At 53.2% G+C, this 23,999-nt stretch carries 23 protein-coding genes; 14 read left to right on the forward strand and 9 right to left on the reverse strand.

Annotated features, from left to right (window positions below; genetic code table 11):
• Positions 1-106: 106 nt before the first annotated feature.
• Positions 107-1,705, forward strand: coding sequence for a phosphoenolpyruvate carboxykinase (locus AB9F29_RS14725; RefSeq protein WP_369756232.1), 1,599 nt, complete (start codon positions 107-109; stop codon positions 1,703-1,705).
• A 58-nt stretch (positions 1,706-1,763) separates the two neighbouring features.
• Here the strand turns inward: AB9F29_RS14725 and AB9F29_RS14730 are convergent, their stop codons facing one another.
• The gene (locus tag AB9F29_RS14730; protein WP_369756233.1) at positions 1,764-2,534 is read right to left on the reverse strand and encodes a sulfite exporter TauE/SafE family protein; all 771 of its coding nucleotides are present in this window, start codon (positions 2,532-2,534) and stop codon (positions 1,764-1,766) included.
• A gap of 158 nt (positions 2,535-2,692) precedes the next feature.
• Between AB9F29_RS14730 and AB9F29_RS14735 the strand changes: the two genes are divergently transcribed.
• A complete protein-coding gene (locus tag AB9F29_RS14735; RefSeq protein ID WP_369756234.1) occupies positions 2,693-4,372 on the forward strand; it encodes an acyl-CoA dehydrogenase family protein in 1,680 nt (559 codons plus the stop codon).
• Here the strand turns inward: AB9F29_RS14735 and AB9F29_RS14740 are convergent.
• From AB9F29_RS14740 to AB9F29_RS14750, 3 genes are all read right to left on the reverse strand, one after another.
• Entirely contained in the window at positions 4,369-4,776 is a 408-nt protein-coding gene (locus AB9F29_RS14740) for a DUF1801 domain-containing protein (protein WP_369756235.1), read from the reverse strand. The two genes, AB9F29_RS14735 and AB9F29_RS14740, sit on opposite strands and share 4 nt — an antisense overlap.
• Before the next feature lie 101 nt (positions 4,777-4,877).
• Entirely contained in the window at positions 4,878-6,215 is a 1,338-nt protein-coding gene (locus AB9F29_RS14745; protein ID WP_335585405.1) for an ammonium transporter, read from the reverse strand.
• 27 nt (positions 6,216-6,242) lie between these two features.
• A complete protein-coding gene (locus tag AB9F29_RS14750; protein ID WP_335585404.1) occupies positions 6,243-6,581 on the reverse strand; it encodes a P-II family nitrogen regulator in 339 nt (112 codons plus the stop codon).
• Between the two features lie 270 nt (positions 6,582-6,851).
• Here AB9F29_RS14750 and AB9F29_RS14755 point away from each other — a divergent pair, with 270 nt between their 5' ends.
• Positions 6,852-9,002: a transglycosylase domain-containing protein gene (locus AB9F29_RS14755; RefSeq protein WP_335585403.1), complete on the forward strand. Its 2,151-nt coding sequence runs from the start codon at positions 6,852-6,854 to the stop codon at positions 9,000-9,002.
• Here the strand turns inward: AB9F29_RS14755 and AB9F29_RS14760 are convergent.
• Both AB9F29_RS14760 and AB9F29_RS14765 read right to left on the reverse strand, forming a co-directional pair.
• Positions 8,999-9,604 (reverse strand): phospholipid-binding protein MlaC, encoded by a 606-nt coding sequence (locus AB9F29_RS14760; protein ID WP_039002436.1) that lies wholly within the window; start codon positions 9,602-9,604, stop codon positions 8,999-9,001. The genes AB9F29_RS14755 and AB9F29_RS14760 overlap by 4 nt on opposite strands.
• Positions 9,605-9,613: 9 nt before the next feature.
• A complete protein-coding gene (locus AB9F29_RS14765) occupies positions 9,614-10,375 on the reverse strand; it encodes a VacJ family lipoprotein (protein ID WP_369756236.1) in 762 nt (253 codons plus the stop codon).
• Between the two features lie 222 nt (positions 10,376-10,597).
• On the opposite strand from AB9F29_RS14765, the gene AB9F29_RS14770 reads away from it, so the two are divergent.
• The 7 genes from AB9F29_RS14770 to rsmD all read left to right on the forward strand — a co-directional run bounded on the left by AB9F29_RS14770 (position 10,598) and on the right by rsmD (position 18,137).
• Positions 10,598-12,334: a type I secretion system permease/ATPase gene (locus AB9F29_RS14770; RefSeq protein WP_369756237.1), complete on the forward strand. Its 1,737-nt coding sequence runs from the start codon at positions 10,598-10,600 to the stop codon at positions 12,332-12,334.
• Positions 12,331-13,641 carry an HlyD family type I secretion periplasmic adaptor subunit gene (locus AB9F29_RS14775; protein ID WP_369756238.1) on the forward strand — a complete coding sequence of 437 codons (1,311 nt, stop codon included), beginning with the start codon at positions 12,331-12,333 and terminating at the stop codon, positions 13,639-13,641. Before AB9F29_RS14770 ends, AB9F29_RS14775 begins: the two co-directional genes overlap by 4 nt.
• A gap of 66 nt (positions 13,642-13,707) precedes the next feature.
• The gene (locus AB9F29_RS14780) at positions 13,708-14,172 is read left to right on the forward strand and encodes a RidA family protein (protein WP_335585398.1); all 465 of its coding nucleotides are present in this window, start codon (positions 13,708-13,710) and stop codon (positions 14,170-14,172) included.
• The gene (locus AB9F29_RS14785; protein WP_369756239.1) at positions 14,169-14,939 is read left to right on the forward strand and encodes a glycerophosphodiester phosphodiesterase family protein; all 771 of its coding nucleotides are present in this window, start codon (positions 14,169-14,171) and stop codon (positions 14,937-14,939) included. The genes AB9F29_RS14780 and AB9F29_RS14785 overlap by 4 nt, the downstream gene beginning before the upstream one ends.
• A gap of 56 nt (positions 14,940-14,995) precedes the next feature.
• Positions 14,996-16,171 (forward strand): GNAT family N-acetyltransferase, encoded by a 1,176-nt coding sequence (locus AB9F29_RS14790; protein ID WP_369756240.1) that lies wholly within the window; start codon positions 14,996-14,998, stop codon positions 16,169-16,171.
• Positions 16,172-16,371: 200 nt separating this feature from the next.
• Positions 16,372-17,580, forward strand: a complete 1,209-nt coding sequence (locus AB9F29_RS14795) for an NAD(P)/FAD-dependent oxidoreductase (RefSeq protein WP_369756241.1) — start codon at positions 16,372-16,374, stop codon at positions 17,578-17,580.
• Positions 17,577-18,137: a 16S rRNA (guanine(966)-N(2))-methyltransferase RsmD gene (gene rsmD, locus AB9F29_RS14800; protein ID WP_335585394.1), complete on the forward strand. Its 561-nt coding sequence runs from the start codon at positions 17,577-17,579 to the stop codon at positions 18,135-18,137. The genes AB9F29_RS14795 and rsmD overlap by 4 nt, the downstream gene beginning before the upstream one ends.
• 40 nt (positions 18,138-18,177) lie before the next feature.
• Here rsmD and AB9F29_RS14805 read toward each other — a convergent pair whose 3' ends face one another.
• From AB9F29_RS14805 to sfsA, 3 genes are all read right to left on the reverse strand, one after another.
• Positions 18,178-19,227, reverse strand: coding sequence for a TRAP transporter substrate-binding protein (locus AB9F29_RS14805; RefSeq protein WP_335585393.1), 1,050 nt, complete (start codon positions 19,225-19,227; stop codon positions 18,178-18,180).
• A gap of 166 nt (positions 19,228-19,393) precedes the next feature.
• Positions 19,394-20,203, reverse strand: coding sequence for a type I methionyl aminopeptidase (gene map / locus AB9F29_RS14810; RefSeq protein ID WP_335585392.1), 810 nt, complete (start codon positions 20,201-20,203; stop codon positions 19,394-19,396).
• A gap of 67 nt (positions 20,204-20,270) precedes the next feature.
• The gene (sfsA, locus tag AB9F29_RS14815) at positions 20,271-20,978 is read right to left on the reverse strand and encodes a DNA/RNA nuclease SfsA (RefSeq protein ID WP_369756242.1); all 708 of its coding nucleotides are present in this window, start codon (positions 20,976-20,978) and stop codon (positions 20,271-20,273) included.
• Positions 20,979-21,023: 45 nt separating this feature from the next.
• Between sfsA and AB9F29_RS14820 the strand changes: the two genes are divergently transcribed.
• The 4 genes from AB9F29_RS14820 to AB9F29_RS14835 are packed head-to-tail and all read left to right on the forward strand — an operon-like array spanning position 21,024 to position 23,984.
• A complete protein-coding gene (locus AB9F29_RS14820) occupies positions 21,024-21,746 on the forward strand; it encodes a competence/damage-inducible protein A (RefSeq protein WP_369756243.1) in 723 nt (240 codons plus the stop codon).
• Positions 21,743-22,462: a GNAT family N-acetyltransferase gene (locus tag AB9F29_RS14825; RefSeq protein ID WP_369756244.1), complete on the forward strand. Its 720-nt coding sequence runs from the start codon at positions 21,743-21,745 to the stop codon at positions 22,460-22,462. The genes AB9F29_RS14820 and AB9F29_RS14825 overlap by 4 nt, the downstream gene beginning before the upstream one ends.
• A 5-nt stretch (positions 22,463-22,467) precedes the next feature.
• Positions 22,468-23,043, forward strand: a complete 576-nt coding sequence (locus AB9F29_RS14830) for a peroxidase-related enzyme (protein ID WP_039002423.1) — start codon at positions 22,468-22,470, stop codon at positions 23,041-23,043.
• The gene (locus AB9F29_RS14835; protein ID WP_369756245.1) at positions 23,040-23,984 is read left to right on the forward strand and encodes an OmpA family protein; all 945 of its coding nucleotides are present in this window, start codon (positions 23,040-23,042) and stop codon (positions 23,982-23,984) included. The genes AB9F29_RS14830 and AB9F29_RS14835 overlap by 4 nt, the downstream gene beginning before the upstream one ends.
• Positions 23,985-23,999 lie beyond the last annotated feature (15 nt).

The following is a 23,999-nucleotide window of genomic DNA, read 5'->3' on the forward strand; positions in this document are numbered from 1 at the left end:
TGCTACAATTGCCTATCAGCCGGGCCCGCGGCTGGTGCGCAGAATTGGCCCTTTGCGCTTTGGAAGAGATTGCGCGCTGCTAGGACACGGCGCGAGGAGCTACATTATGACACACGGTCGTGTGAACCCAACCTGCACCCTTGAGACACAAGGCATAAAGGGGCTGGGAAATGTCTATTATAACGATCTGGAACCTGCCCTCATCGAGACCGCTCTTAAGCGCGACGAGGGTACATTAGGCCAAGGCGGCACGCTTTTGGTCACCACTGGCAAACATACTGGTCGCTCGCCCAAAGATAAATTTGTGGTGCAAAGTGACTCTGTAAAAGGCGGAATTTGGTGGGAAAACAACGCCCCCATGCAGGAAGATAAATTCGACATCCTTTATGCAGACATGCTCGAGCATATGAAAGGTCGCGACTATTTCGTCCAAGACCTTTATGCGGGCGCCGATGCAAGTCAGCGCCTTGATGTACGCATGGTCACAGAGCTTGCATGGCACGCCCTTTTCATTCGCCATATGTTGCGTCGCCCTGATCGCGATGAATTGGAGGATTTCCTTCCCGAGTTTACCGTTATTAATTGCCCGACATTCAAAGCCGACCCCAAGCGCCACGGATGTCGCTCCGAGACCGTTATTGCCATGAATTTCGACCAGAAACTCATCCTTATTGGTGGGTCTGAATACGCCGGTGAAAATAAGAAATCCGTCTTCTCACTTCTCAACTACTTACTACCGGCAAAGGGTATCATGCCGATGCATTGCTCGGCCAACCACGCCCCGGGAAACCCTGTCGACACAGCCATTTTCTTTGGCCTCTCAGGCACTGGTAAAACGACCCTTTCTGCCGACCCCTCCCGTACCTTGATCGGCGATGATGAGCATGGCTGGTCAGATCGTGGAACGTTCAATTTTGAGGGAGGCTGTTACGCGAAGACCATCAATCTTAGTGCCGATGCCGAGCCTGAAATCTATGAGACCACGCGGACCTTTGGCACCGTAATCGAAAACATGGTTTTTGATCCCGAGACCAAAGAACTTGACTTCAAGGATGATAGTCTGACGGCCAATATGCGGTGCGCCTACCCGCTTCACTACATTTCGAACGCGTCCAAAAGCGCGCTTGGCGGGCATCCCAAAAACATCATCATGTTGACCTGCGATGCCTTTGGCGTTCTTCCACCGATCAGCCGTTTAACCCCCGCGCAAGCGATGTATCATTTCCTTTCCGGCTTCACCTCCAAAGTGGCGGGTACCGAACGGGGTGTGACCGAACCTGAGCCTACATTCTCAACTTGTTTTGGCGCCCCCTTCATGCCACGCCGTCCTGAAATTTACGGCAACCTCCTGCGCGAAAAAATTGCGAAACACGGAGCGACATGTTGGTTGGTGAACACGGGTTGGACGGGCGGTGCCTATGGGACTGGTTCCAGAATGCCCATCAAGGCCACGCGGACACTTTTGACAGCGGCGCTCGACGGCTCCCTTGAGAAAGCGCGCTTCCGCAAGGATGAAAACTTCGGCTTCGACGTGCCGGTTTCCGTGGACGGTGTTGCAGACATCCTGCTTGATCCTCGACGGACTTGGGGCGATTCCGAAGCCTATGATTTACAGGCCGCAAAGCTTGTCTCAATGTTTTCGGACAATTTCACACAGTACCTAGATTATATTGACGATGATGTTCGCTCTGCGGCAATCGGCTAGTCGTCAGTAGAACTTGTAAAACGCCCCCTCTAAATAGTGGGGCGTTTTGCGCGGTGGCCTAGCCAAACACCCCACGACGAATAAGATTGAGACCCGCAATCGCCAAAACGATCAGCGTCGCCTTCTTGAATTTCGCTTGATCGAGTCGATCTTGAACTCGCATCCCCAAGAGCATTCCCAACAGGGCGGGTGCCAACATAAGCGCAGAAAACGACCCCGTACTTACGGTAAAGACGCCCGACTTAATATGGGCGAGTAAAAGAACCACCGCGCCCGCCCCATAGATGACGCCTTGAACGCGGATTTGCTCTTTTTTTTCGGTTCCAATGGCCGTCAGATAGGCCACAGTGGGCGGCCCCCAAATCCCAGATAGCCCGCCGGTAAAGCCAGCTACACATCCAATGATGACCTCTGCGCGCTTGCGATGCTCCTTCTTGATAGACAGATGCCAACCCAAAATTTGCGTAATCGAAAACAGCAAAACTGGAATGCCGATCATCAAGAACATCGCGTTTTGAGGCATGAGCGTAACAAGTTGCGCACTCCCCATAATGCAGACCAAAACGATCCCCAAATACAGCCGGAATCGCCACGCACTTTGCAATGCTTCATGGAGACCCTGTCGCAATGCTTGTGCAGCATTCGTCATGACCGTGGGCAAAATCAGCGCTGCAAGTGCAGCCTCGGCGCTCAAGACAGAAGCCAACCCCGAAATCATAATCATCGGCATCGCAAACCCAATAGCGCCTTTCACAAAGCCCGCAATAACCGTTATTAAACAGGCTATTAGAAGCACCAAAAGGGGAATGTCTGTAAGTATATTTTCCAAGAATGTCTCCAATTTCGTGCCCGTTATACAGGGAATACTCGGAGAACATCACAAATTCGACAAAGTTCTTTTAAGTCAATTTTACCGCGTTAAACGAATTTTTCTTGCGCTGCAGTTGCGAAAGGATTATTCATATCAACGAACTTAAGGAGAGCCCAATGCCAAAAGATGGACTAGATATGCGCAAATCCCAATCGTCGCCCATCCTGCCGGACCTCCTAATCTGCTGCGCCCAGAGTTTGCCGCCCCTAGAAGCATTGCTTGAGGAGGCCAAGGCACACCTCCTTCAAAAGGTGCAAGCCGATGGCCGCGTCGACGCCGCACTACTCGAAACCCATCAGCACCAAGCCCACGTCTTCGCATGGTTTACGACCTATCAGGCGGCCCTCACTCGGATGCTGGCGTGGGCACAATCCCTCGCGGATAGCGGCACTTTTACGGAAATGGAACAACTGATCCTTCAGATCAGTTTTGGCGAATACCTCTGTCAACTTTCAGGCGGTATCCCGATGAGCCAAGGGGAGATGGCCCGCTTGCAGGACCTTGAAATCTCGCCTGACGCTCTGCGCGTGACGGCGGTGGAATCGCTTATGGCCCTAGGCAATTCTACCACCGCGCGCACCAGACTTGTTACCCTTATGCAAGACAACACCGGCCACGCCACGTTTGGTGCTACGGGTCTAGACGAAGACCTTGAGATGATCCGTGATCAGTTCCGCCGTTTCGCCAACGAACGCGTTACTCCCTTTGCCCACGGCTGGCACCTCAAGGATGAATTAATCCCGCTTGAGATCCTCAACGAAATGGCCGAGATGGGCGTTTTTGGACTGACCATTCCCGAGGAATACGGTGGGCTTGGGCTATCCAAGGCAAGTATGTGTGTGGTCAGCGAAGAGCTTTCTCGCGGCTACATCGGTGTTGGTAGCCTGGGTACCCGCAGCGAAATTGCAGCGGAATTGATCCTATGTGGTGGAACCGAGGAGCAAAAACAGTATTGGCTCCCCAAAATCGCCAGCGCAGAAATCCTGCCAACCGCCGTTTTCACCGAACCGAACACAGGCAGCGATCTTGGCTCCTTACGGACACGCGCTGTGAAAGATGGCGAAAGCTATACCGTGACGGGCAACAAAACGTGGATAACCCACGCCGCCCGAACCCACGTGATGACCCTCTTGGCGCGGACCGACACCTCAAGCGATGACCACAAGGGGCTCTCCATGTTCTTGGCTGAGAAACTTCCCGGTACGAACGACGTACCTTTCCCTACGCAGGGGATGAGTGGCAGTGAAATCGAGGTTCTGGGCTATCGCGGCATGAAGGAATACGAACTGGCATTTGATGGGTTCAAAGTTGATGCCAAAAACCTTCTGGGTGGCGTAGAGGGCAAAGGGTTTAAGCAGTTGATGCAAACCTTTGAGAGCGCACGCATTCAAACGGCCGCACGCGCAATCGGCGTTGCCCAGAATGCGTTGGAAGTCGGGATGCAATACGCCATCGACCGCAAGCAATTCGGCAAAAGCATCATCCACTTCCCGCGTGTATCGGGAAAGTTGGCGGTGATGGCCGTCGAGATCATGATCGCACGGCAACTTTCCTATTTCGCGGCGAGTGAGAAAGATAATGAGCGCCGCTGCGACCTTGAGGCTGGCATGGCGAAACTCCTTGGAGCGCGGGTCGCTTGGGCGGCGGCGGATAATGCCCTGCAAATCCACGGAGGCAACGGCTTTGCACTTGAGTATCAAATCAGCCGCATATTGTGCGACGCCCGCATCCTAAACATCTTCGAGGGCGCGGCAGAAATTCAAGCGCAGGTGATTGCGCGACGCCTTTTAAACTAGAGCTTATACGTCAAGGCGCGATTGATCAGCAGCGTGATTTTTTCGATTTCGATGCCTGCCTTGCTGTCAAACAAAACTGCGCGATTACCGTCGAATTCAAAGTCACCAGAAAAAAGCGTTCGAAATTCACTGATCACAGTCGTTTGACAATGGACGAATAAAGCAAAGCCCCCCGCCTTTGGGACACCCAGCCTAATTGGGGTGCCAACATTTTTGGCAATCGGTAAATACGAAAGCTGCCCCCATTTGAGGGTTTCCGAAACGCCGCCGACCCGCTCATCCCTATCGGCGATTTCAAAGATGATGGAGCGCAGGAGAAGTGTGCCGTCCCGCGCAGGCCTTGGAAATCCGGCAAAAACAGCCGCAACAGCTTTGTCGGAAATGGTTGGATCGATGTGCGTCATGCCACACTTTGCAGCCATTCAAGAGCCGGAACAACATGTAAAAACGGAAAAGCTCGGGCCATGACAGCCCGAGCGCGTTTCTTGAGATTTCTCAGATGTAGTTAGCCTTTCGAGAACTCGGGATAGGCTTCCATACCAAGCTCCGCCACATCAAGACCTGTGATCTCTGCTTCTGCACTCACTCGGATACCAACGGTGTGTTTCAGGAGGAGCCAGAGGGCGCCAGAAGTTACGACTGTGAACCCACCTACAACTACGATGGAGTAAAGCTGTGTGCCCAAAGACGCGTCGCTGTTTGTGAAGACAACCGCGATTGTGCCCCAGATACCAGCCATAAGGTGAACTGGGATCGCACCAACAACATCGTCGATTTTGAGTTTGTCGAGCATTGGTACTGCGAAGACAACAATCAATCCACCGATAGCACCGATAAGCGTTGCTTCACCAATTGTTGGCGTCAGCGGCTCTGCTGTGATGGAAACCAGACCAGCAAGTGCGCCGTTAAGGATCATTGTAAGGTCTGGCTTTTTATAGAGAGCTTGAGTGAGCAAGAGGGCTGTGATCAAACCACCTGCCGCCGCCGCGTTTGTGTTTGCAAAGATCCGCGAGATATCAGCGACGTCGCCAACCGAACCCATTGCGAGTTGCGAAGCACCGTTGAAGCCAAACCAACCCATCCAAAGAATGAACGTACCCAAAGTAGCGAGCGTAAGGTTGGAACCCATCATCGGGATGACTCGACCGTCTTTGTATTTACCCAAACGTGGACCAAGAACAAGTGCGCCAGTCAAAGCTGCCCAGCCACCAACGGAGTGCACAACTGTAGAGCCCGCGAAGTCAAGAAAGCCAGCCGCATCAAGGAAACCGCCGCCCCATTTCCAAGACGCTTGGATTGGGTAGATGATTGCCGTTAGAACAATTGTGAAAGCCAAGAAGGGCCAAAGTTTGATGCGCTCAGCAAGCGTACCAGAAACAATAGAGGCCGTCGCCGCACAGAACATCAACTGGAAGAAGAAGTCAGAGCCAGTGGACGCATAGGAGTAATCGTCTGCACCGTCAGCCGTCACGCCAACAACTTCAAGAACTGCCGGGCCAAACACACCGGAAAGAACACCGTCAACCGACCAATTGCCCAATGGGTACATAAGGTTGTAACCGATCAAGTAGTAGAAAATACAGGCCAGACCAAAGAGCGCCATGTTCTTTGTAAGCTGCATGGTAACGTTTTTGGAACGGACAAGACCGGCTTCGAGCATCGAGAACCCAGCGGCCATCCAGAAGACCAAGAAGCCACCGATGAGAAAGAGGAGCGAGTTGAGGATAAAGACGGAATCTGTTGGCACAGCAACCGCTACAACAGCTTCAGCGTCTTGGGCAAAACTGGCGAGGGGAAGCAAGGCTGCCGTCGCGCTCAGCGGGATTAATTTATTCAGTTTCATGTATAATTCCTTTGTCGAATCCAGCGCCTACAGCGCGTCTTCGTTGGTTTCGCCAGTCCGCACGCGCACCGCATGGGCTACGTCCAGAACAAAAATCTTGCCGTCGCCAATTTTGTCGGTTTTGGCGGTTTTTTGGATGGTTTCTACGACTTGGTCCGCCATGGCGGCCGAAACGACGATTTCCAATTTGACCTTCGGCACGAAATTCACCGCGTATTCTGCGCCACGGTAGATTTCGGTATGGCCGGATTGAGATCCGAACCCCTTAATTTCTGTAACCATCATGCCCCGAACACCGATGGCGGTGAGTGCTTCGCGCACCTCTTCGAGCTTGAACGGTTTGATTGCTGCGATAATGAGTTTCACGTCGTTCCCCTTACATTCTCAGGCGTTGAACATCTGTTCGGTGCCCGCGCTTCCATGAGGCTAAAAAACGCGCAGACTTGTTCGGATTCAAGGAAGCAAACCCTATAATGCGGGCCTCCGGCGACCGAAAGTGCACAAAAAATGCACAAATTGGGCGATTAGATTAAAATTTAAGCACACCAAAAAGAAGAATCAGTCACGAATAGTCCCGTTACAATTCGGTTCAGACCCTGTAAGTTGAGGAAAAATACGCCCTAAGACGAGTAGCAGATGACCGGAACAGGCCCAAAACGCCCCAAATTGGTGGCAGAGAAGCGCGCGAACGCTAAGAAGAGCAGCCCTAAGCGGGCGGTTCCTAAAACTGCGACGCGAAAAACGCGCTCCAAGCGGCGTGCTCGACCCGCGCCGAAGAGAAATCCGATCAGTCGGCTGTTTCGTTGGATCGTCCGGTTGTTCTGGGGAATTACGTGGCGCGTGGGGGCTGTCTGTACCATTCTCGTCGCGCTGGGTGTGTTGTTTTACGCGTCCACTTTGCCCGAGCTTGAAGAACTGGTTGATGGGCGGACACGCGGTTCGGTAACGCTTCTCGACACCAATGGCCAAGTCTTTGCATGGCGCGGTGATCAATTCGGCGGCATGGTCACCACCGAAACGGTGTCTCCACACCTCAAGAATGCCGTCACCGCGACCGAGGACAAACGCTTTTTCTGGCACTTTGGCGTTTCGCCACGCGGCATCGCGAGTGCTGTCAAAATCAACCTGTCCGAAGGGCGCTCGGCGCTCTCTGGGAATGGCGGGTCCACAATCACACAGCAAACCGCGAAACTGTTGTGTCTTGGAGTTCCACACGACACGAATAAAATGACCGAACGCGAGTATGAGTCCGATTGCCGTCGAGGATCGCTCGTTCGTAAAGCTAAAGAAGCGCTGTATGCGATGGCGCTTGAGGTAAAGTTCACCAAGAATGAAATCCTAACGATCTACCTGAACCGCGCCTTCCTCGGTGCGGGCGCTCGTGGATTTGAAGCTGCAAGCCAGCGCTATTTCAATCTGTCCGCCAACCAAATTTCGCCCGCGCAAGCGGCGATGCTGGCGGGTCTACTTAAGGCGCCCACGCGCTATGCGCCGACCAATGATCTTCAACGCAGCCAAGATCGCGCAGAGACCGTGGTGAAATTGATGGAAGAACAAGGTCTCCTAACCACTGCGCAAGCCAATGAAGCGCGTGCAAATCCCGCCACGCTTTCTGATGCAGCCAAGTCGCGTACGGGTGGGTATTTTGCCGATTGGGTTATGTCCGAAGGTCCGAGCTATCTAACTCGCGACACCACCGAAGATGTGATCATTCAATCAACGCTTGATCCGCGCGTCCAACGCGCTGCCGAACAAGCCATGCTGCATATTTTTGACACCAAAGTCCGCGATGGTTCCAAGGCCCAAGCCGCGATTGTGGTCATGTCGGCAGACGGAGCAGTACGGGCAATGGTTGGTGGCCGCGATGTTAAAGCAACAGGCGCCTTTAACCGCGCAACCCAAGCTTCGCGCCAAACAGGGTCCGCATTCAAACCCTTCGTTTATGCGGCCGCTTTGGACCTTGGATATTCCTACAACGACTATGTCAAAGACGAACCCCTAACGATCGATATCCCGGGCTCGGGCCCGTGGACGCCATCGAATTACGACCATAAGTTCAGCGGCACAGTTACCTTAACCGAAGCCTTAAGACGCTCCCTGAACATTCCTGCGGTTCGCATATCCGAAGGCGTAGGCCGCGAAAATGTACGCACCGTGGCCGAAATGTTTGGCATTCAAAGCGACCTTGCGGCGGGTCCCGCGCTGGCCCTTGGCGCGTCTGAGAGCACGCTACTTGAAATGACGGGTGCTTATGCTGGCATCCTTAATGGCGGCCGTAGCGTGACCCCCTACGGCCTTTCGGAACTGCGCCTTCAAGGCGACACGGAGCCGCTGATTGGTCAAGACGGTGGTATGGGCGAGCGGGTCATCACGACCAATGCTGCCGAGCAACTCACCTATATGATGTATCAAGTGATCGAATCCGGAAGTGGCCGTCGTGCCAAACTTGACGGCCGTCAAGCCGCAGGGAAAACGGGCACAACACAGGCCGCGCGGGACGCGTGGTTTATCGGATTTACGGCGGATTATGTTACCGGTGTTTGGCTTGGCTATGACGACAATACGCCGCTAACGGGTGTCACGGGAAGCGGACTTCCCGCTGAAATCTGGCACGATGCTATGGTCCGCATTAACGAGGGGGTCCCGATTTCTCCCCTGCCGATGATCGATGGACAAGCGCCCAGTGCCTATGTCGACCCGAATGCGCCCCAACGTGCCAATCCCCAGCCCAAGGGAACCAATCCGATCGAGAACCTGCTCCTGCAGATTTTTGGCGGCGGGAACTAGCTGAGTTTCTTCAACTGCGCGATTGCCTTATTAAGATCGCCATTGTTGGCGTCAATGATCGAGCCGATTTCGGAGCGCTCGGTTAGGAGCATATTGATGCCCTCGATGAACATGTTGAAAAACCTGTGTTTGCCCGATTTATCGGAGATCAGGAATTTGATTTCAAACGGCGCTTCGCCGCGCATAAACGCGGTCGTTTTCACTTCGACAAAGCTTTTCACGGTTTCGGCGCTATCGACTTCAATTCGACCCCCAATAAACTGGTGGAACTGGCTGCCGTATTTACGCGCGATGTAAGTTTCAAAAGCTCCCGTAAACGCCTTTATTTGGGCGGGTGAGGCCCTGCGCGCATCCGACCCCAAAGCATAGCGTGCGATGGCGGGCACATCCGCATAGTCCGCGAAAATACGCTGAAAATCTTTGTACATCGCCCGTTCAGGCTTCCCCGTGGCGATCACAGCATTGATATCATCCACCAGTTTGATAACGAGCGTTTTAGATGCATCCACCGAAAGCGCAAAAGTCATTGGGGCCGTCGATAACCAAAGTCCAGAGGCAACGAGGCCTCCCAAAATGCTGCGTCGTGTAACCTGATGTGTCATAATTGCCTCTTATTCGGTATCACAGGACCCTGTGGATGCAGAAGGGTCCGCGTAGGGATCTGCATATGGGTCCTCATATGGGTCTGCATAGCCATTTGTGCAACCATCCGCACTTGGAGCGACTTCTTGCCCAAGTTCATAGCGACGGTTCTGAAGGTACATCATACGTGTCTGAACATAACTGTCCGCGCTCTCATTGAAAAGCTGATCCACGGAACCTGAATAACGGAAACGCTTATCAAGCTTCGCACCCAACAATGCCAGAAGGCCAACGGCGGCATAGCGCCCACCATCATAATAGAACATTGGATTAGTCGCCAAATCAACAACGCCACCGACGGCGTCACGTTGGGTCGTTGGACCCAAAAACGGCGCTTCAAGATATGCCCCTTCACCGACCCCCCATACTGCCAATGTGTCGCCAAACCCTGTGCTGTCCTCGTAAATACCCATGTCGGATGCGACATCAAACAAGCCAGCAAGGCCAAAGGTCGTATTCACCAAGAGGCGCGTTGAATTTTGCGCGGCCCCCGCCAAGTTAAACTGAAGAAGGTTGTTTCCAACCATCGGATACAGCGCGAGATAATCTGAAAAATTCGTCACCGTGGTCCGCAAAAACTCTGGGGTCTTTCCATAAGCCTGCGCGACAGGCCCAATCATCCCCTGATCCGACTGTTTGGTGTTTTCGTGGCGTGCACGATTTGATTTTTCGTAAGGGTCGTAAATTTCGCCCGTGCGCTCTGGGTGCGCACAGGAGGACAATAACGACACGCTTAACAAACAAATAATTAAGCTACACTTGGCGCGGATACGAAATTCTGGCAAAAACACGACACTTCTCAACGAGTTATTTGTACTTTTGGGTCACACAATGATGTTATCGACAAAGCCCAACCCAAACAGACCGACCGATTATCTTTTGAAGCTTTTTGGGTACAACGCAGCCTACGGAATTGCAACCGCAACTCTTATTAAACGAGACATTTACGCCTAATGCAAAAACAATTCACTGATCTGGGTCGCGAAGAACTCAATGCGGCACAGCGCCAGAACCGCCCCCTAATCTGGGCGATGATTCTATTCAGCATCTTTGTGAACTTGTTAATGCTGACGGGGCCGTTGTTTATGCTCCAAATTTACGACCGCGTCCTTTCTAGTCGTTCTGTTGAAACGCTGATTGCACTCTCGATATTGGCAACGTTCCTTTATTTTTGCATGGGCGTTTTGGATTTCACGCGTGGGCGGATTATGGCGCGTGCAGGGGCTCGTTTTCAGGCCAGTTTAAACAAGCGGGTTTTTTCCGCCGTTTTACGCGCCAACACGGTGCCGCAATTGCAAAAGAACGCCAATACAGCGCTGCAAGATGTCGATGCCGTGCAATCCTTCATTTCCTCCCCCATTTTCATTGCCTTCGTTGACTTGCCGTGGACGCCGCTCTTTATCGCGACAATTTTTCTCTTCCACCCGTGGCTTGGCATCCTCGCGGTCACGGGGGGGGCATTCCTGATGGTCGTGGCTTTTTTCAACCAAATTTCCACAAAAGCGCCTGTTCTCTCGGCTGGCCTCGCCGCCCGCAGAGCCGACTTGCAAGCCCAAGAGATTCGGTTCGAAGCGGAAACCATTCAAAGCTTGGGAATGCGCGAGGCCGCCTTTGAGCGTTGGCGCTCAACGCGTGAAAGTGCTTTGGAATTTACGCTCACCGCCTCTGATCGCGCGGGCGGTTTTTCAACGACCACCAAGACTTTCCGCCAGTTCCTTCAATCTGCCATGCTTGCGCTTGGGGCGTATCTCGTCCTTCAAAACGAGCTGTCCGCCGGCGCAATGATCGCAGGGTCGATCCTTCTTGGACGCGCGCTTCAACCCGTTGAGCAAGCAATTGGCGGCTGGGCCTATGTTGTGCGGGCCAAACAAGGGTGGCGATCATTGTCCGAACTTCTAAGCGCCATCCCCCCCGAAGAGCCGCGCACAACACTTCCCCCGCCCAGCGCAAAACTCGACGTACAACAGGTCACCGTCGTTCCCCCCGGCGACAGTCAGGCCGCCCTTAGAATGGTGAGCTTTTCCCTGCCCGCAGGTACGGCTCTCGGGGTGATTGGATCGTCGGGTTCGGGCAAGTCAACGCTCGCGCGCGCCTTAACGGGGGTTTGGCGTCTTGCTGGGGGAACCATCCGGTTGGATAACGCCTCCCTTGAGCAATACGATCCAGACGTTCTTGGAAAATATATCGGCTATCTCCCCCAGAAGGTTCAACTCTTTGAGGGCACCGTTGCCCAGAATATTGGCAGGCTTTCCCAAGATATCAACGATGATAAGGTTGTTGCTGCAGCGAAAAAAGCCGCCGCCCACGAAATGATCCTGACGCTCCCACAGGGATACGACACGCAGGTGTCCGGAGCGGGTGGCCGCCTGTCAGGAGGGCAAATTCAGCGTATCGGCTTGGCGCGTGCCTTTTATGATGATCCCGTCTTGTTGGTGCTCGACGAGCCCAATTCAAACCTCGACAACGTCGGCTCCGAGGCCCTAAACCATGCCATTCGTGCCGCCAAATCTGCGGGCAATTCGGTCATCATAATGGCGCATCGCCCCGCCGCCATTCGGGAATGTGACTTGCTTCTTATTATGGAGAACGGATCGGTCAAAGCATTCGGACCAAAGAACGAAATTCTTCAACAGAACGTCACAAACCACAACCAAATTAGCCAGAATCAAGGCGCGGGGGGAGTTACATGAGCGCGCAAATGGCCATGAAGTATGGTGCCAAAAGGTATGTTGCCCTCGGGTTCGCGACCATCTTAATTCTCGTCGTCGGCTTTGGTTATTGGGGGGCCACGACGAGTATTTCGGGCGCGATCATCGCCCAAGGGCAAATCGAGGTCGACAACTCACGACAGGTTGTGCAGCATTTGGACGGCGGCGTCGTACAATCCATACTTGTGGACGAAGGGGACGTTGTAGAAGCCAATCAACCTCTTATTATTCTTGATCCAGCCCGCACCCTCTCTGAGCTTTCTATCACGCAATCGCAACTCTATGAGGTATCCGCTCGTCGCGCACGACTTCAAGCGGAGCGCGACAAGGCTTCCGAGATAAAATTCGACGACTCCCTCCTCACGATCGCAAAGGTCCGACCTGAGGTTGAGGACGTCTTGTCCGGTCAATCCCGCCTTTTTGTAGCACGCGCGGAAACCCAAACGAGTGAAGTTGAACAGCTTGGAAAGCAGCGCGAACAGATCGCCAACCAAGTGGAAGGAATCCAAGCCCAACAAGCCGCGCTCGTGACGCAACTTGAGCTCATTGTGCAAGAGTTGGACGCGCAGCAAACCCTTCAAGATCGCGGTCTTGCTACGGCTTCGCGGGTCTTAGCCCTCCTGCGGGAGCAAGCTAGGTTGCGCGGACTTGTGGGCGAATTGACGTCCAGCGCGGCGCAATCGCAAGGACGCATGGCGGGCATTGATCTTGCAATTCTCAAAATTCGAACCGACCGCCGCGAAGAAACGATTAGCCTGCTCCGCGATCTGCAACTGCGGGAACTGGAACTGCGCGAAAACGAATCCTCCCTCAAAGAGCGCCTCAGCAATTTGGACATTCGCGCGCCCGTCAGCGGCGTCGTTCTTTCCCTTCAGGTGTTTGCCGAACGCGCCGTTATTCGGCCCGCAGACCCACTTTTGTATATCGTGCCTCAAGATCGCCCGCTGGTCATTTCTGCGCGGATCAATCCGATCCACGTGGATCAGGTTTACGTGGGCCAAGAGACCGTTTTGCGTTTTTCGGCACTCGATACGCGCGACACACCCGAACTCTTGGGCACAATGACCCACCTCTCGCCGGATGCCCTCGTTGATCAACAAACAGGACTTGCTTATTATGTAAGCGAAGTTGTCCTCAACCCAGGTGAGCAAGAAAAACTCCCTAACGGAAGCCGATTGATCCCCGGAATGCCCGTCGAGACCTATTTCCGGATCGGGGATCGTTCACCACTCACATTCTTGGTGAAGCCGTTTGCAGATTATTTCAACAAGGCTTTTCGCGAGGAGTAATCGCCCCTTTTCACTGCTTCATTTCCCCGCTACCGTCCCTATGGAACCGTTTCAAAGGACAGACGCATGAATGGGATTTTCGAAAGTAATTTGGCCAAAATTGGTGTGACATTGCCTGATGCGCCAGCACCAGCCGCGAACTATGTGCCGTCTGTGCGCACTGGGAATACAGTGTATGTCTCGGGTCAAATTTCGATGAAGGACGGCGCACTTGCCGTCGGGAAACTGGGCGATACTATCTCAATCGAAGAAGGGGCCGCCTGCGCGCGCAGTTGCGCCATTTCGCTTCTTTCTCAAGTGAAAGCAGCCTGCGATGGGGACTTGGATCGTTTGGTTCGCGTTGTAAAACTGGTTGGTTTCGTAAATTCCACACCCGACTTCGATCAACAGCCCGCCGTTATCAACGGGGCATCCGACTTCATGGTCGAAGCGCTCGGCGATGCAGGGCGACACGCACGATCCGCTGTTTCCGCAGCCTCCCTTCCCTTTGGCGTTGTTGTTGAAATCGAAGGTATTTTCGAAATCAAATGAGACAAATTCCGCGCCTCCCCCAATCTTTTCTTGATCGACCACTCGCCCATCGGGGCCTTCATGATGCTTCGGCACTACGCCCCGAAAATAGTCGCTCCGCGTTTCTCGCTGCAATTGAAGGCGGCTATGGGATTGAGTTGGACGTTCAACTTTCCAAAGACGGGCAAGCCATGGTTTTCCATGACTACAACATGACTCGACTGACGGGCGTGCACGGCCCGATTCAAATGCGCGAGTCTGGCGACCTCGTTCAAATCGAGTTGCTCCACGGTGAAACTCAGACGATCCCGATGCTCTCGGAGACCCTCGCGTTGGTCGCTGGACGCGTCCCTCTTCTTGTGGAAATCAAAGACCAAGACGGCGCGATGGGGCCAAATGTGGGCGCATTGGAAAACGCGGTGGCCCAATGCGCCGTTTCCTACAATGGGCCGATTGCTTTTATGTCATTCAATCCATATTCGGTAGAAGTCATCGCAAACTTACTTCCCGATCATCCCCGCGGATTGACAACATGCCTTATGGACGACAGAAGTTCGCTGCACGTCCCACAGGATCGGCGCGATGAGCTTGCCGCCATCCAAGATTTTGACCGCACAAAAAGCAGCTTCATTAGTCATGATCACAATAGCCTTTCAATTCCCCGCGTGCAGGAGTTGAAATCGCTTGGTGTACCTGTTCTGTGCTGGACGATCACGTCGAACGCCAGTGAGGCCGCTGCCCGTCAAGTTGCTGACAACGTGACATTCGAACAATACCTGCCCTCTTGACCGACACAAGCGAACGGGCACTCTCTTTCGGCCTAATCCCAGTATCCTGAGGACCTATGAGCGCGCAAATTGAAGTCCAAATCCATCCGACACTTTCGGATATTTCCGCATCCGACTGGGACGCTTGCGCCTGTCCAGAGGCAGTGAACGGGGCGCGCCCCTTTGATCCCTTCACAACCTACCGTTTTCTCAAAGCGCTAGAAGACAGTGGATCCGTTGGCGGAACGAGTGGTTGGCACGGACGCTACCTGACGGTCCATAAAAACGGTCAAATGATTGCGGCCTCCCCGCTTTACGTAAAATCCCACAGTCAGGGAGAGTATATTTTTGACTTCAACTGGGCTCAAGCCTTCGAGAATGCTGGGGGAAATTACTACCCCAAACTACAGATGGCCGTCCCGTTCACGCCAGCAACTGGACGCCGTTTTTTAACTCTACCTGGATTTGAAGCCGAAGGCCGCAGCGCCCTTCTTCAAGGTGCAGTTCAACTCGCTGCGGAAAACAAACTATCGTCTTTACACATCACATTTTGTACCGAAGCCGAAGCCGAGACTGGCGCGCAGATGGGTTTGCTGCGCCGTGTAAGCCAACAATTCCACTGGCTGAATACTGGATACTCAGACTTCGACGCTTTTCTTGCAAGTTTAGCGGCACGTAAACGCAAAAATATTCGCCGCGAACGCGCAACCGCACAGGGGTTTGGCGGAACAATTATTCAACTCTCCGGTGACGAAATTCAACCCGATCACTGGAACGCCTTCTGGCAATTTTACCAAGACACCGGTGCGCGAAAATGGGGTACTCCCTACCTGACACGCGCATTTTTCGACATTGCGCAAGAGACACTGCGCGACGACATATTGCTGGTTCTTGCGCTCGCTGACGGGAGGCCAATTGCAGGTGCCCTCAATATGATCGGCGCAGAAACGCTCTACGGACGATATTGGGGATGCATCGAAGACCACCCCGCTCTCCATTTTGAACTTTGCTATTATCAGGCAATTGATTTTGCGATTGAACACGGATTGAAGCGAGTCGAAGCTGGCGCACAAGGAGAACATAAATTGGCCCGCGGGTATTTACCCGTTCAAACCCACTCCCTTCATTGGATTGCTGACGAGGGCTTCAACCATGCCGTATCGCAGTTTTTGGACGCTGAAGCAAAAGCCGTTGGCAGGGAAATTGAAGTTCTAACCGAATATGGACCCTTCAAAACCATCCCCCAAGTTTGAGCGCAACATGGATTACGACTTTTGAACTATGAGAAAATGGGGGTAGTTCCGCTTCTATCCAAGCCTCCTTCTTTAAGGACCTTAGCGGGCATTTTCTCGTCTAAATATGATGTAGACGAGGGTTTGCGGGCGGTGATGTTTGCAACTCCTCTCATCGCACTCTATCTTGCCCGAAAATTATACTCTGAGAGGCGCGTCCCATGTCGCATTTTATCGTTGTTGGTGCTGGCCAAGCAGGCGCATCCCTTGTTGCCAAGCTGCGCAACGATGGATTTCAGGGCGACATTACCCTGATCGGAAGTGAAGCAGAAATACCCTACCAGCGCCCGCCACTTTCAAAGGCCTATTTACTCGGCGAAATGGCAAGAGAGCGCCTTCATTTACGCCCCGAAAGTTTTTACCAAGACCTGAAAATAACCTTGCGATTAGGCGCACCTGTTGACGCAATTGACGCCATATCCAAAACAGTCACGGTTGCAGGAGAAACGCTGTCCTATGACAAGCTGGCCATCACAACGGGTTCTTCTCCACGCGTTTTTCCCGCTGCAATCGGTGGCCAACTTAGGAAGGTTTTTCGCGTTCGCAGCCTTGCTGATGTCGACGCAATGGCACCACATTTTCGCAAGGACGCGCGCTTATTGATTGTCGGAGGGGGGTATATCGGCCTTGAGGCAGCAGCGGTCGCGGCCAAAAAGGGTGTCGACACCACTTTGATCGAGTCGGCAGATCGCATTCTTCGCCGCGTCGCCGCCCTTGAAACCTCCGACTATTTCCGTGCTCTTCATGCGTCCCACGGCGTGAAAGTTCGCGAAGGCTTGGGATTGGAGCGATTGTTGGGAACCACCGAAGTTACTGGGGCCGAATTTTCGAACGGCACCCAAGAAGCCTTTGATTTTGTTATCGTTGGCATAGGCGTAACTCCGGGCAATCTTCTTGCTGAATCGGCAGGTTTGGCGATTGAAAACGGAATCAAGACGGATTCGACGGGTCAAACTAGCGACCCGAATATTTGGGCTGCGGGGGACTGCGCCTCTCTGCCCTACAAGGGTGGGCGCATCCGACTAGAAAGCGTACCCAACGCTATTGATATGGCCGAAGTCGTCGCGCGAAACATGATGGGCGCTCAAGTTGAGTATGTGCCGAAAATCTGGTTTTGGAGCGATCAGTACAATGTTAAACTCCAGATCGCTGGGCTAAACACAGGGTATGATCGAGTGATTGTGCGCCAAGGTGAAACGGAAAATTCCCAGAGCCATTGGTACTATCAAAACGGCACGCTTTTGGCCGTTGATGCGATGAATGACCCCCGTGCCTATATGATCGGAAAACGCCTAATTGAGGCTGGGAGGACACCAGACCCTGCGGCAATTTCTGATCTCTCGACCAACCTTAAGGCTTTGCTATCATGAGAATAATCGCAGGCATACACCGTGGAACAAAGCTGACGGACGTCGGCATCGGCGATGACGCGGCACATCTTCGCCCCACGTCCGACCGTGTACGCGAGAGCCTGTTTAATGTTCTCAACGGGGGGGCGTTTGGCCGCCCGATCGAGGGTGCACGCGTTTTGGATCTTTTCGCAGGGACTGGTGCGTTAGGCCTAGAAGCCCTCAGTCGGGGTGCCGAACATGTTACGTTTGTTGACAATGGCCGAATTGCAAAAAAGCTGGTCCGCGAGAACATCAAAATCCTACATCGCGAAGCTGACTCGAGCGTTTTGACCTGTGCCGCCAACGGGCTTCCTGCGGCGCAAAAGCCCTGTCATCTGATATTTCTCGATCCCCCCTATGGTCAAGACTTAGGGGCTCCTGCGCTTGAAAACGCACTTAAAATGGGATGGATCGACCCAAAGGCGCTGATCGTTTGGGAAGAGGATCAGCCAGCAGCCGCGCCCCGTGGTTTTTCTCGTCGCGACACCCGCCGCTATGGTAATACGCATGTCACGTTTCTGGAGCCTATTGCTTGAAAAGGCCGCCCAAATCCATGGGCGACCCTCACTTCATTCGTTACTCCAAAGGCGCAGCGGTGCCTTCAGTTAACTGAACCGCAGCGCGCGCATCAGAGATAAGCGCCTCTCCGTCGAGACCTTTTTGCGAAACTTCTTCAATCCACTCAGCGACCACCTCTTCACCCAGCGCCTTCATCAATTCGGTCTGCTCTTGGTTGATCTCGGCGATTTCGTTGCCCGCATCAATCATGACCTGCTTGCCTTCGATGTCACCCGTGTCGTGCGCACGCCCTGCCAAAGCGGAAGTTTCAAAGCCAGAGTTCGCGTCGATCACGGCTTTTAGGTCGTCGGGCAACCCTTCATATACGTCCTTATTCATCGCCCAGATGAAAAAGAGGCTGTACAGGGATTTGTCGCCCGCCACATCGGTGTGGCTATCTGTCAATTCGTCGAGCTTCAACGAGGGCGCCATTTCCCACGTGATAACCCCGCCATCAACCACACCTTTTGAGAGCGCTTCTGGGAAGGCTGGAACGGCCATGCCGATCGGATTCGCCCCTAATTTACTTAAAAGAAGCGTTGCAGGACGCGAAGGTCCGCGTAATTTTACACCGTCGAAATCGGCGATTTCCGCAATTCCTGGACCCTTTTTATGCACCACTCCGGGGCCATGCATATGCGCAGCTATTACCTTCACATCTGCGAAATCATCCATCAGGTGCTTTTGAGTAAAAATCCAAGCGGCCTTACTGGCTTCTTCACCCTTTTTGGTGACCATGAACGGCATTTCCATGGCTTCAGCTTCGGGGAAACGCCCGGGTTGATATCCCGGAATGACCCAACCACCATCCACAACCCCGTCACGAATGAGGTCGTATTGCGAAGGCGCTTTGCCTCCAAGTTGCATCAGGGGGTAGATTTCCACTTTAATGCGACCGTCCGAATCGCGTTCGACTTTATCGGCCCAAGGCTGCATAAAGTAAGTTGGGTTCGCAGATTTCGGGGAAACGAAATGCTGAAAGCGAAGGGTAACCTCTTGGGCAAACGCGCTTTGAGCAGCAGTTGCAACAAGGGCAGTGAGGGCGGCGGATTTGAGAGTGATTTTCATCGCGCAGCCTCCTTTTCGTCTAGAGGTAAGTGAACCACCCTCCTTTTGAAGCGTGGTGAGACTTGTTACCTCCCCTTTCGGCCAATTGCAAATCATTCGCAACTAGACCGATTGGTCAAAAATTTGTGCCCCGTCAAAAACGATGCGGTAGGACGCTCAGATCCCGCTACACCCAAGTTGGATGGTAAAGGTTCCGGGGCGAAAGAGTGAATATTTCGGCCCCTGTTTCGGTTACGCCAATAGAATGCTCAAACTGCGCGGACAATGATTTATCGCGCGTAACCGCCGTCCAATCATCCGCGAGAACTTTGGTTTCTGGACGCCCCAAATTCACCATCGGCTCAATCGTAAAGAACATTCCGGCCTCGAGCACGGCTGCTGTACCTGGCTTGCCATAATGCAAAACATTGGGTGGCGCATGAAAAACACGCCCCAATCCGTGGCCGCAAAAATCGCGGACAACGGACATTCTGTTGCTCTCAACATACTTTTGAATCGCGTGGCCGATATCACCAAAGGTATTCCCCGGCTTGACCGCTTCGATTCCCACCATCAGCGCGTCATGCGTCACTTGAATCAGGCGTTCAGTTTTTTTGGAGCGTTTGCCCGCAACATACATCCGGCTCGTATCTCCAAACCAGCCATCAACAATGACTGTGACATCGATGTTTAAAATATCGCCATCCTGAACCACTTTTGGACCCGGAATTCCGTGACAAACTACGTGGTTAACCGAGATACAACTGGCATGCTTATAGCCTTTGTAGCCAATGGTCGCCGACTTCGCGCCCGCTTGATTTACGTGTTCTGTAATGAGGTCATCAAGCGCACCCGTCGTCACTCCCGGCACAACATGTTCGGCAACTGCATCCAAAATTTCGGCCGCAAGTTTCCCTGCCGCATGCATTCCTGCAAAATCAGCCGTTTCGTAAATTCGAATTCCGTCTTTTGTCAGACGACCGCGCGCTTCGTTCAAAACTTATCTCCAAAACTAGTGTGATCTCTAAATAGGCGAGACTAAGCAAAAGGGCTAGAGCTTTGGCCTATTTTCTTGGACCGAACGGGATCTGTCCCGACAATTCAATTCTTTCAGGTGATATTTCGCAACCATACGCCAGAAACTCGACGCCCGCGCTACGAGCAAGATCATAGGCTTCCCCGTATTTGCGATCCAAGTCCCGCGCGACATCAATGTGGGTCGCGCCCGTTCGCTGCACCAAGAACAGCAGCACAGCCCGATGCCCTTCGGCAACCATTTGCGACAGTTCGGCAAGGTGTTTTGCGCCACGCGCCGTCACGCTATCGGGAAATTCCACAAGAGGTGCCTCGCGCATTAGAGTCGCGGACTTGACTTCAAGATAACAATCTGGCGCTTCGCCTGTAAGCAGAAAATCGACCCGCGATCCCGTGCCATATTTTACTTCCGAGCGGATATTTCCATACCCCAATAGCGGCGCAATTTTCTTGGCCAGCAACGCTTCCGCGACGATCCGATTTGCCCGACCCGTGTCAATTCCAGTGAAGTTTCCGTCACTATGCTCGACTAATCGCCACCCATATTTTAACTTCTTTTTAGGGTCGTCGTTCGGCTCCAACCAAATCCGCATCCCCACCTCCGCCAAGCCCATCATCGAACCCGGATTCGGACAATGCGCGACCACCTCGCGCCCATCGGCGAGGCGCACATCCGCTAGAAATCGTTTGTAGCGACGGATCAAAACGGCGGGTATAAGTGGGGTATCAAAGCGCATATTGCTGGCCTATACCTTGCGCCACCAACGATCAAGGAGTGCGAGATGCCCAACCCAACCGCTGCAATGCTCGTCATTGGCGATGAAATCCTGTCTGGCCGCACACGAGATGCCAATATGTACCACTTGGCGGGAGCTTTGACGGATTACGGCATCGACCTCAAAGAAGTACGCGTTGTGAGCGATGATGCCCCCGCGATTGTTGCCGCGGTCCGCGCCCTTGCCGCGCAATACACGCATTTGTTTACCTCTGGAGGCATCGGTCCGACCCACGACGATATCACCGCCGACTGCATTGCCGAAGCCTTCAGCAAAACCATCGACGTGCGAGCCGATGCCCGCAAGCTTCTCGCTGATCACTACGAAAAAACGGGCCGCGAACTAAACGAAGCGCGGTTGCGTATGGCCCGCATCCCCGCGACCGCCACGCTGATTGACAATCCGGTTTCCATCGCCCCCGGATTTACCGTCGAAAATTGCCATGTCATGGCGGGTGTTCCCAGCGTTTTTCAAGCCATGGTACAAAGCGTTTTGCCACTGCTTTCTGGCGGCGAACCGATGTTAAGCCGCACCCTTCGGATCCAACGCGGTGAAGGGGATATCGCCGCCCCGCTTGGGGAACTAGCCAAGGAATTCAGCGATCTCTCCTTTGGGTCCTACCCGTTCCAAAACGATGGTATTTACGGTTCAAACGTTGTTATTCGCGGCCAAGACCCAATCCGCTTGGACACCGCATTTGCATCCCTGACCGCACTGTTCCCACAATGACCGTCGATTACTATGCCGTAGCCGAGGCCACTTGGCGGTCCGCGTCCAGCCAAACCCTTGGCGGGTTTGTTGTGCGAAATGGTACGGGAGGAGGCAAGAGAGTAAGCGCGGCAACGCTCGATGCCCCCCTAGAGCACGCGGAAATTTCAGTCGCCCAAGCCGAGATGATTGCAATCCAACAATCTCCACTTTTTATGATCCGTGACGGTGAGAATGACCTAGATATTGCTCTCGGAGCCCTTGGATACACGGTGATTGACCCCGTCACCATTTATGTGTCGGATGTTGAAAGCCTTACGGAATCTTTGCCACGCCTCACTTGCTTCTCAATGTTCCCGCCCCTCGCGATCATGACCGAAATTTGGGCGGACGCGGGAATTGGCCCCGAACGCATCGCTGTAATGGAGCGCGTCACTACCCCCAAAACGACTCTTCTTGGGCGCGCAAACAACCACGCGGCCGGCGTTGCTTTTGTCGGAATCCACGAAAAAACCGCGATGTTACACTCGCTTGAGGTAAAACAATCCCTGCGTCGGCAAGGTGTCGCTCTCAACATAATGCGTGCTGCGGCCAATTGGGCCCAAGATCATGGGGCAGAACGACTGAGCATTATTGTTACCCAGGCAAACAAAGCTGGCAACGCACTCTATACTTCCCTTGGCATGAAGCCTGTGGGACACTACCACTACAGAATTCTGGCCCCAAAACGAGCGTAGTCAATTTGAAAAACACGGAAATCAGCCCAACAGCCCTTAACCTTCCTGTGGTTGATCCTCTTCCGGAAGACACTCAAAAATATTTTGACCTTTGTGCTGAAAAGCTTGGATTGATCCCAAATGTTTTGCGTGCCCATGCGTTTGATATTGCGAAACTCGACGCATTCGCCGGACTGTATAACGAGTTGATGCTCGCCCCAAGTGGCCTTTCTAAGCTGGAACGCGAAATGATTGCGGTTGTTGTTTCCGCCGAGAACCGATGCTTTTATTGCCTCGTTGCCCACGGCCAAGCGGTCCGGGCGCTTTCAGGTGATCCCATTTTGGGCGAGATGCTGGTGATGAATTATCGGATGGCACAGCTTGCGCCAAATCAACGCGCAATGCTTGATTTTTCCCTAAAAATGACAAAATCAAGCGCAACAATTGAAGAAGCGGACCGTCAAACCCTAAGAGACGTGGGGTATGTTGATCGCGACATATGGGACATCGCCAACGTTGCGGCGTTCTTTAACATGACAAATCGCGTGGCCTCGGCGACGCAAATGCAACCTAACTCGGAATATCACGGCCAAAATAGATGAATACTAAGCGTAAATATCTACTAGCTGGAGCAATTGTCTGCGCGTTTCCGCCCGCGCAAGCTATGGATTTACACCTGCCGTTCGGTGCGTCGCTTGCAACCGAAACTGTGGAGGAATTTGCGAGCTATGCTTTGCCGATTAGCGGTTGGAAAAAGGGCCGTTTCGAAAGTATATGGGCAGAAGGCTCCTTCACCCAACAAGCTTGGCGCGTGAGTGCTTCCGACAAAACTACCCTTCAACTTCTCGCCCCCCTTCGCGAGCAATTAATCGAAGCTGGTTATGATGTGATATTTGAGTGCGACGCCGCATCCTGTGGTGGGTTTGATTTCCGTTTTGAAACAGAAATACTACCTGAGCCGAACATGCATATTGATCTTGGTGACTTTCGGTTTTTGTCAGCCCAGCGGATGGGCGAAGATAAACCCGAATACACCAGCCTCGTAGTGAGCAAATCGTCAACCACTGGTTATATTCAAGTTACAAATTTAGGGAGGGTCGACACACAACCCATCCCGCTTACAACCTCCACCAAGGGGGTCCAAATTTCGGGCGCTCTAGATCCTGGAAGTCTCTCGTACACTCTTGAAAACAAGGGGTCATTCGTTCTAGACGATTTGGAATTTGCGACGGGGTCTTCGGCTTTATCGGGGGAAGATTTTGCCACCGTGGCCGCCCTCGCAGACTATTTGAATAACAACCCGGAACGCAAAACCGCCCTTGTTGGACATACGGACTCCGAAGGTTCCTTGAGTGGAAATGTAGCCTTGTCCAAAAAACGCGCGGCGTCCGTAGTTAAACTTCTGACCGGAAAACATGGCGTTTCGAAGACCCAAGTCACGGCAGAAGGGATGGGCTTTTTAGCCCCCCGCGCGAGCAACCTGACCGAAGAAGGCCGCACTTTCAATCGTCGCGTTGAAGTCATCCTTACGTCCACTCAATAAGCGAACATCCTACGC

The sequence above is a fragment of the Falsihalocynthiibacter sp. S25ZX9 genome (assembly GCF_041205405.1).
Taxonomy (GTDB): domain Bacteria; phylum Pseudomonadota; class Alphaproteobacteria; order Rhodobacterales; family Rhodobacteraceae; genus Falsihalocynthiibacter; species Falsihalocynthiibacter arcticus.

What these genes read in the sequence shown, in the direction of transcription:
- AB9F29_RS14725 (WP_369756232.1), top strand. Translation starts at nt 107, where the DNA reads ATGACACACGGTCGTGTGAACCCAACCTGCACCCTTGAGACACAAGGC.
- AB9F29_RS14735 (WP_369756234.1), top strand. Translation starts at nt 2,693, where the DNA reads ATGCCAAAAGATGGACTAGATATGCGCAAATCCCAATCGTCGCCCATC.
- AB9F29_RS14740 (WP_369756235.1), bottom strand. Translation starts at nt 4,776, where the DNA reads ATGACGCACATCGATCCAACCATTTCCGACAAAGCTGTTGCGGCTGTT.
- AB9F29_RS14745 (WP_335585405.1), bottom strand. Translation starts at nt 6,215, where the DNA reads ATGAAACTGAATAAATTAATCCCGCTGAGCGCGACGGCAGCCTTGCTT.
- AB9F29_RS14755 (WP_335585403.1), top strand. Translation starts at nt 6,852, where the DNA reads ATGACCGGAACAGGCCCAAAACGCCCCAAATTGGTGGCAGAGAAGCGC.
- AB9F29_RS14760 (WP_039002436.1), bottom strand. Translation starts at nt 9,604, where the DNA reads ATGACACATCAGGTTACACGACGCAGCATTTTGGGAGGCCTCGTTGCC.
- AB9F29_RS14770 (WP_369756237.1), top strand. Translation starts at nt 10,598, where the DNA reads ATGCAAAAACAATTCACTGATCTGGGTCGCGAAGAACTCAATGCGGCA.
- AB9F29_RS14775 (WP_369756238.1), top strand. Translation starts at nt 12,331, where the DNA reads ATGAGCGCGCAAATGGCCATGAAGTATGGTGCCAAAAGGTATGTTGCC.
- AB9F29_RS14780 (WP_335585398.1), top strand. Translation starts at nt 13,708, where the DNA reads ATGAATGGGATTTTCGAAAGTAATTTGGCCAAAATTGGTGTGACATTG.
- AB9F29_RS14785 (WP_369756239.1), top strand. Translation starts at nt 14,169, where the DNA reads ATGAGACAAATTCCGCGCCTCCCCCAATCTTTTCTTGATCGACCACTC.
- AB9F29_RS14790 (WP_369756240.1), top strand. Translation starts at nt 14,996, where the DNA reads ATGAGCGCGCAAATTGAAGTCCAAATCCATCCGACACTTTCGGATATT.
- AB9F29_RS14795 (WP_369756241.1), top strand. Translation starts at nt 16,372, where the DNA reads ATGTCGCATTTTATCGTTGTTGGTGCTGGCCAAGCAGGCGCATCCCTT.
- rsmD (WP_335585394.1), top strand. Translation starts at nt 17,577, where the DNA reads ATGAGAATAATCGCAGGCATACACCGTGGAACAAAGCTGACGGACGTC.
- AB9F29_RS14805 (WP_335585393.1), bottom strand. Translation starts at nt 19,227, where the DNA reads ATGAAAATCACTCTCAAATCCGCCGCCCTCACTGCCCTTGTTGCAACT.
- sfsA (WP_369756242.1), bottom strand. Translation starts at nt 20,978, where the DNA reads ATGCGCTTTGATACCCCACTTATACCCGCCGTTTTGATCCGTCGCTAC.
- AB9F29_RS14820 (WP_369756243.1), top strand. Translation starts at nt 21,024, where the DNA reads ATGCCCAACCCAACCGCTGCAATGCTCGTCATTGGCGATGAAATCCTG.
- AB9F29_RS14825 (WP_369756244.1), top strand. Translation starts at nt 21,743, where the DNA reads ATGACCGTCGATTACTATGCCGTAGCCGAGGCCACTTGGCGGTCCGCG.
- AB9F29_RS14835 (WP_369756245.1), top strand. Translation starts at nt 23,040, where the DNA reads ATGAATACTAAGCGTAAATATCTACTAGCTGGAGCAATTGTCTGCGCG.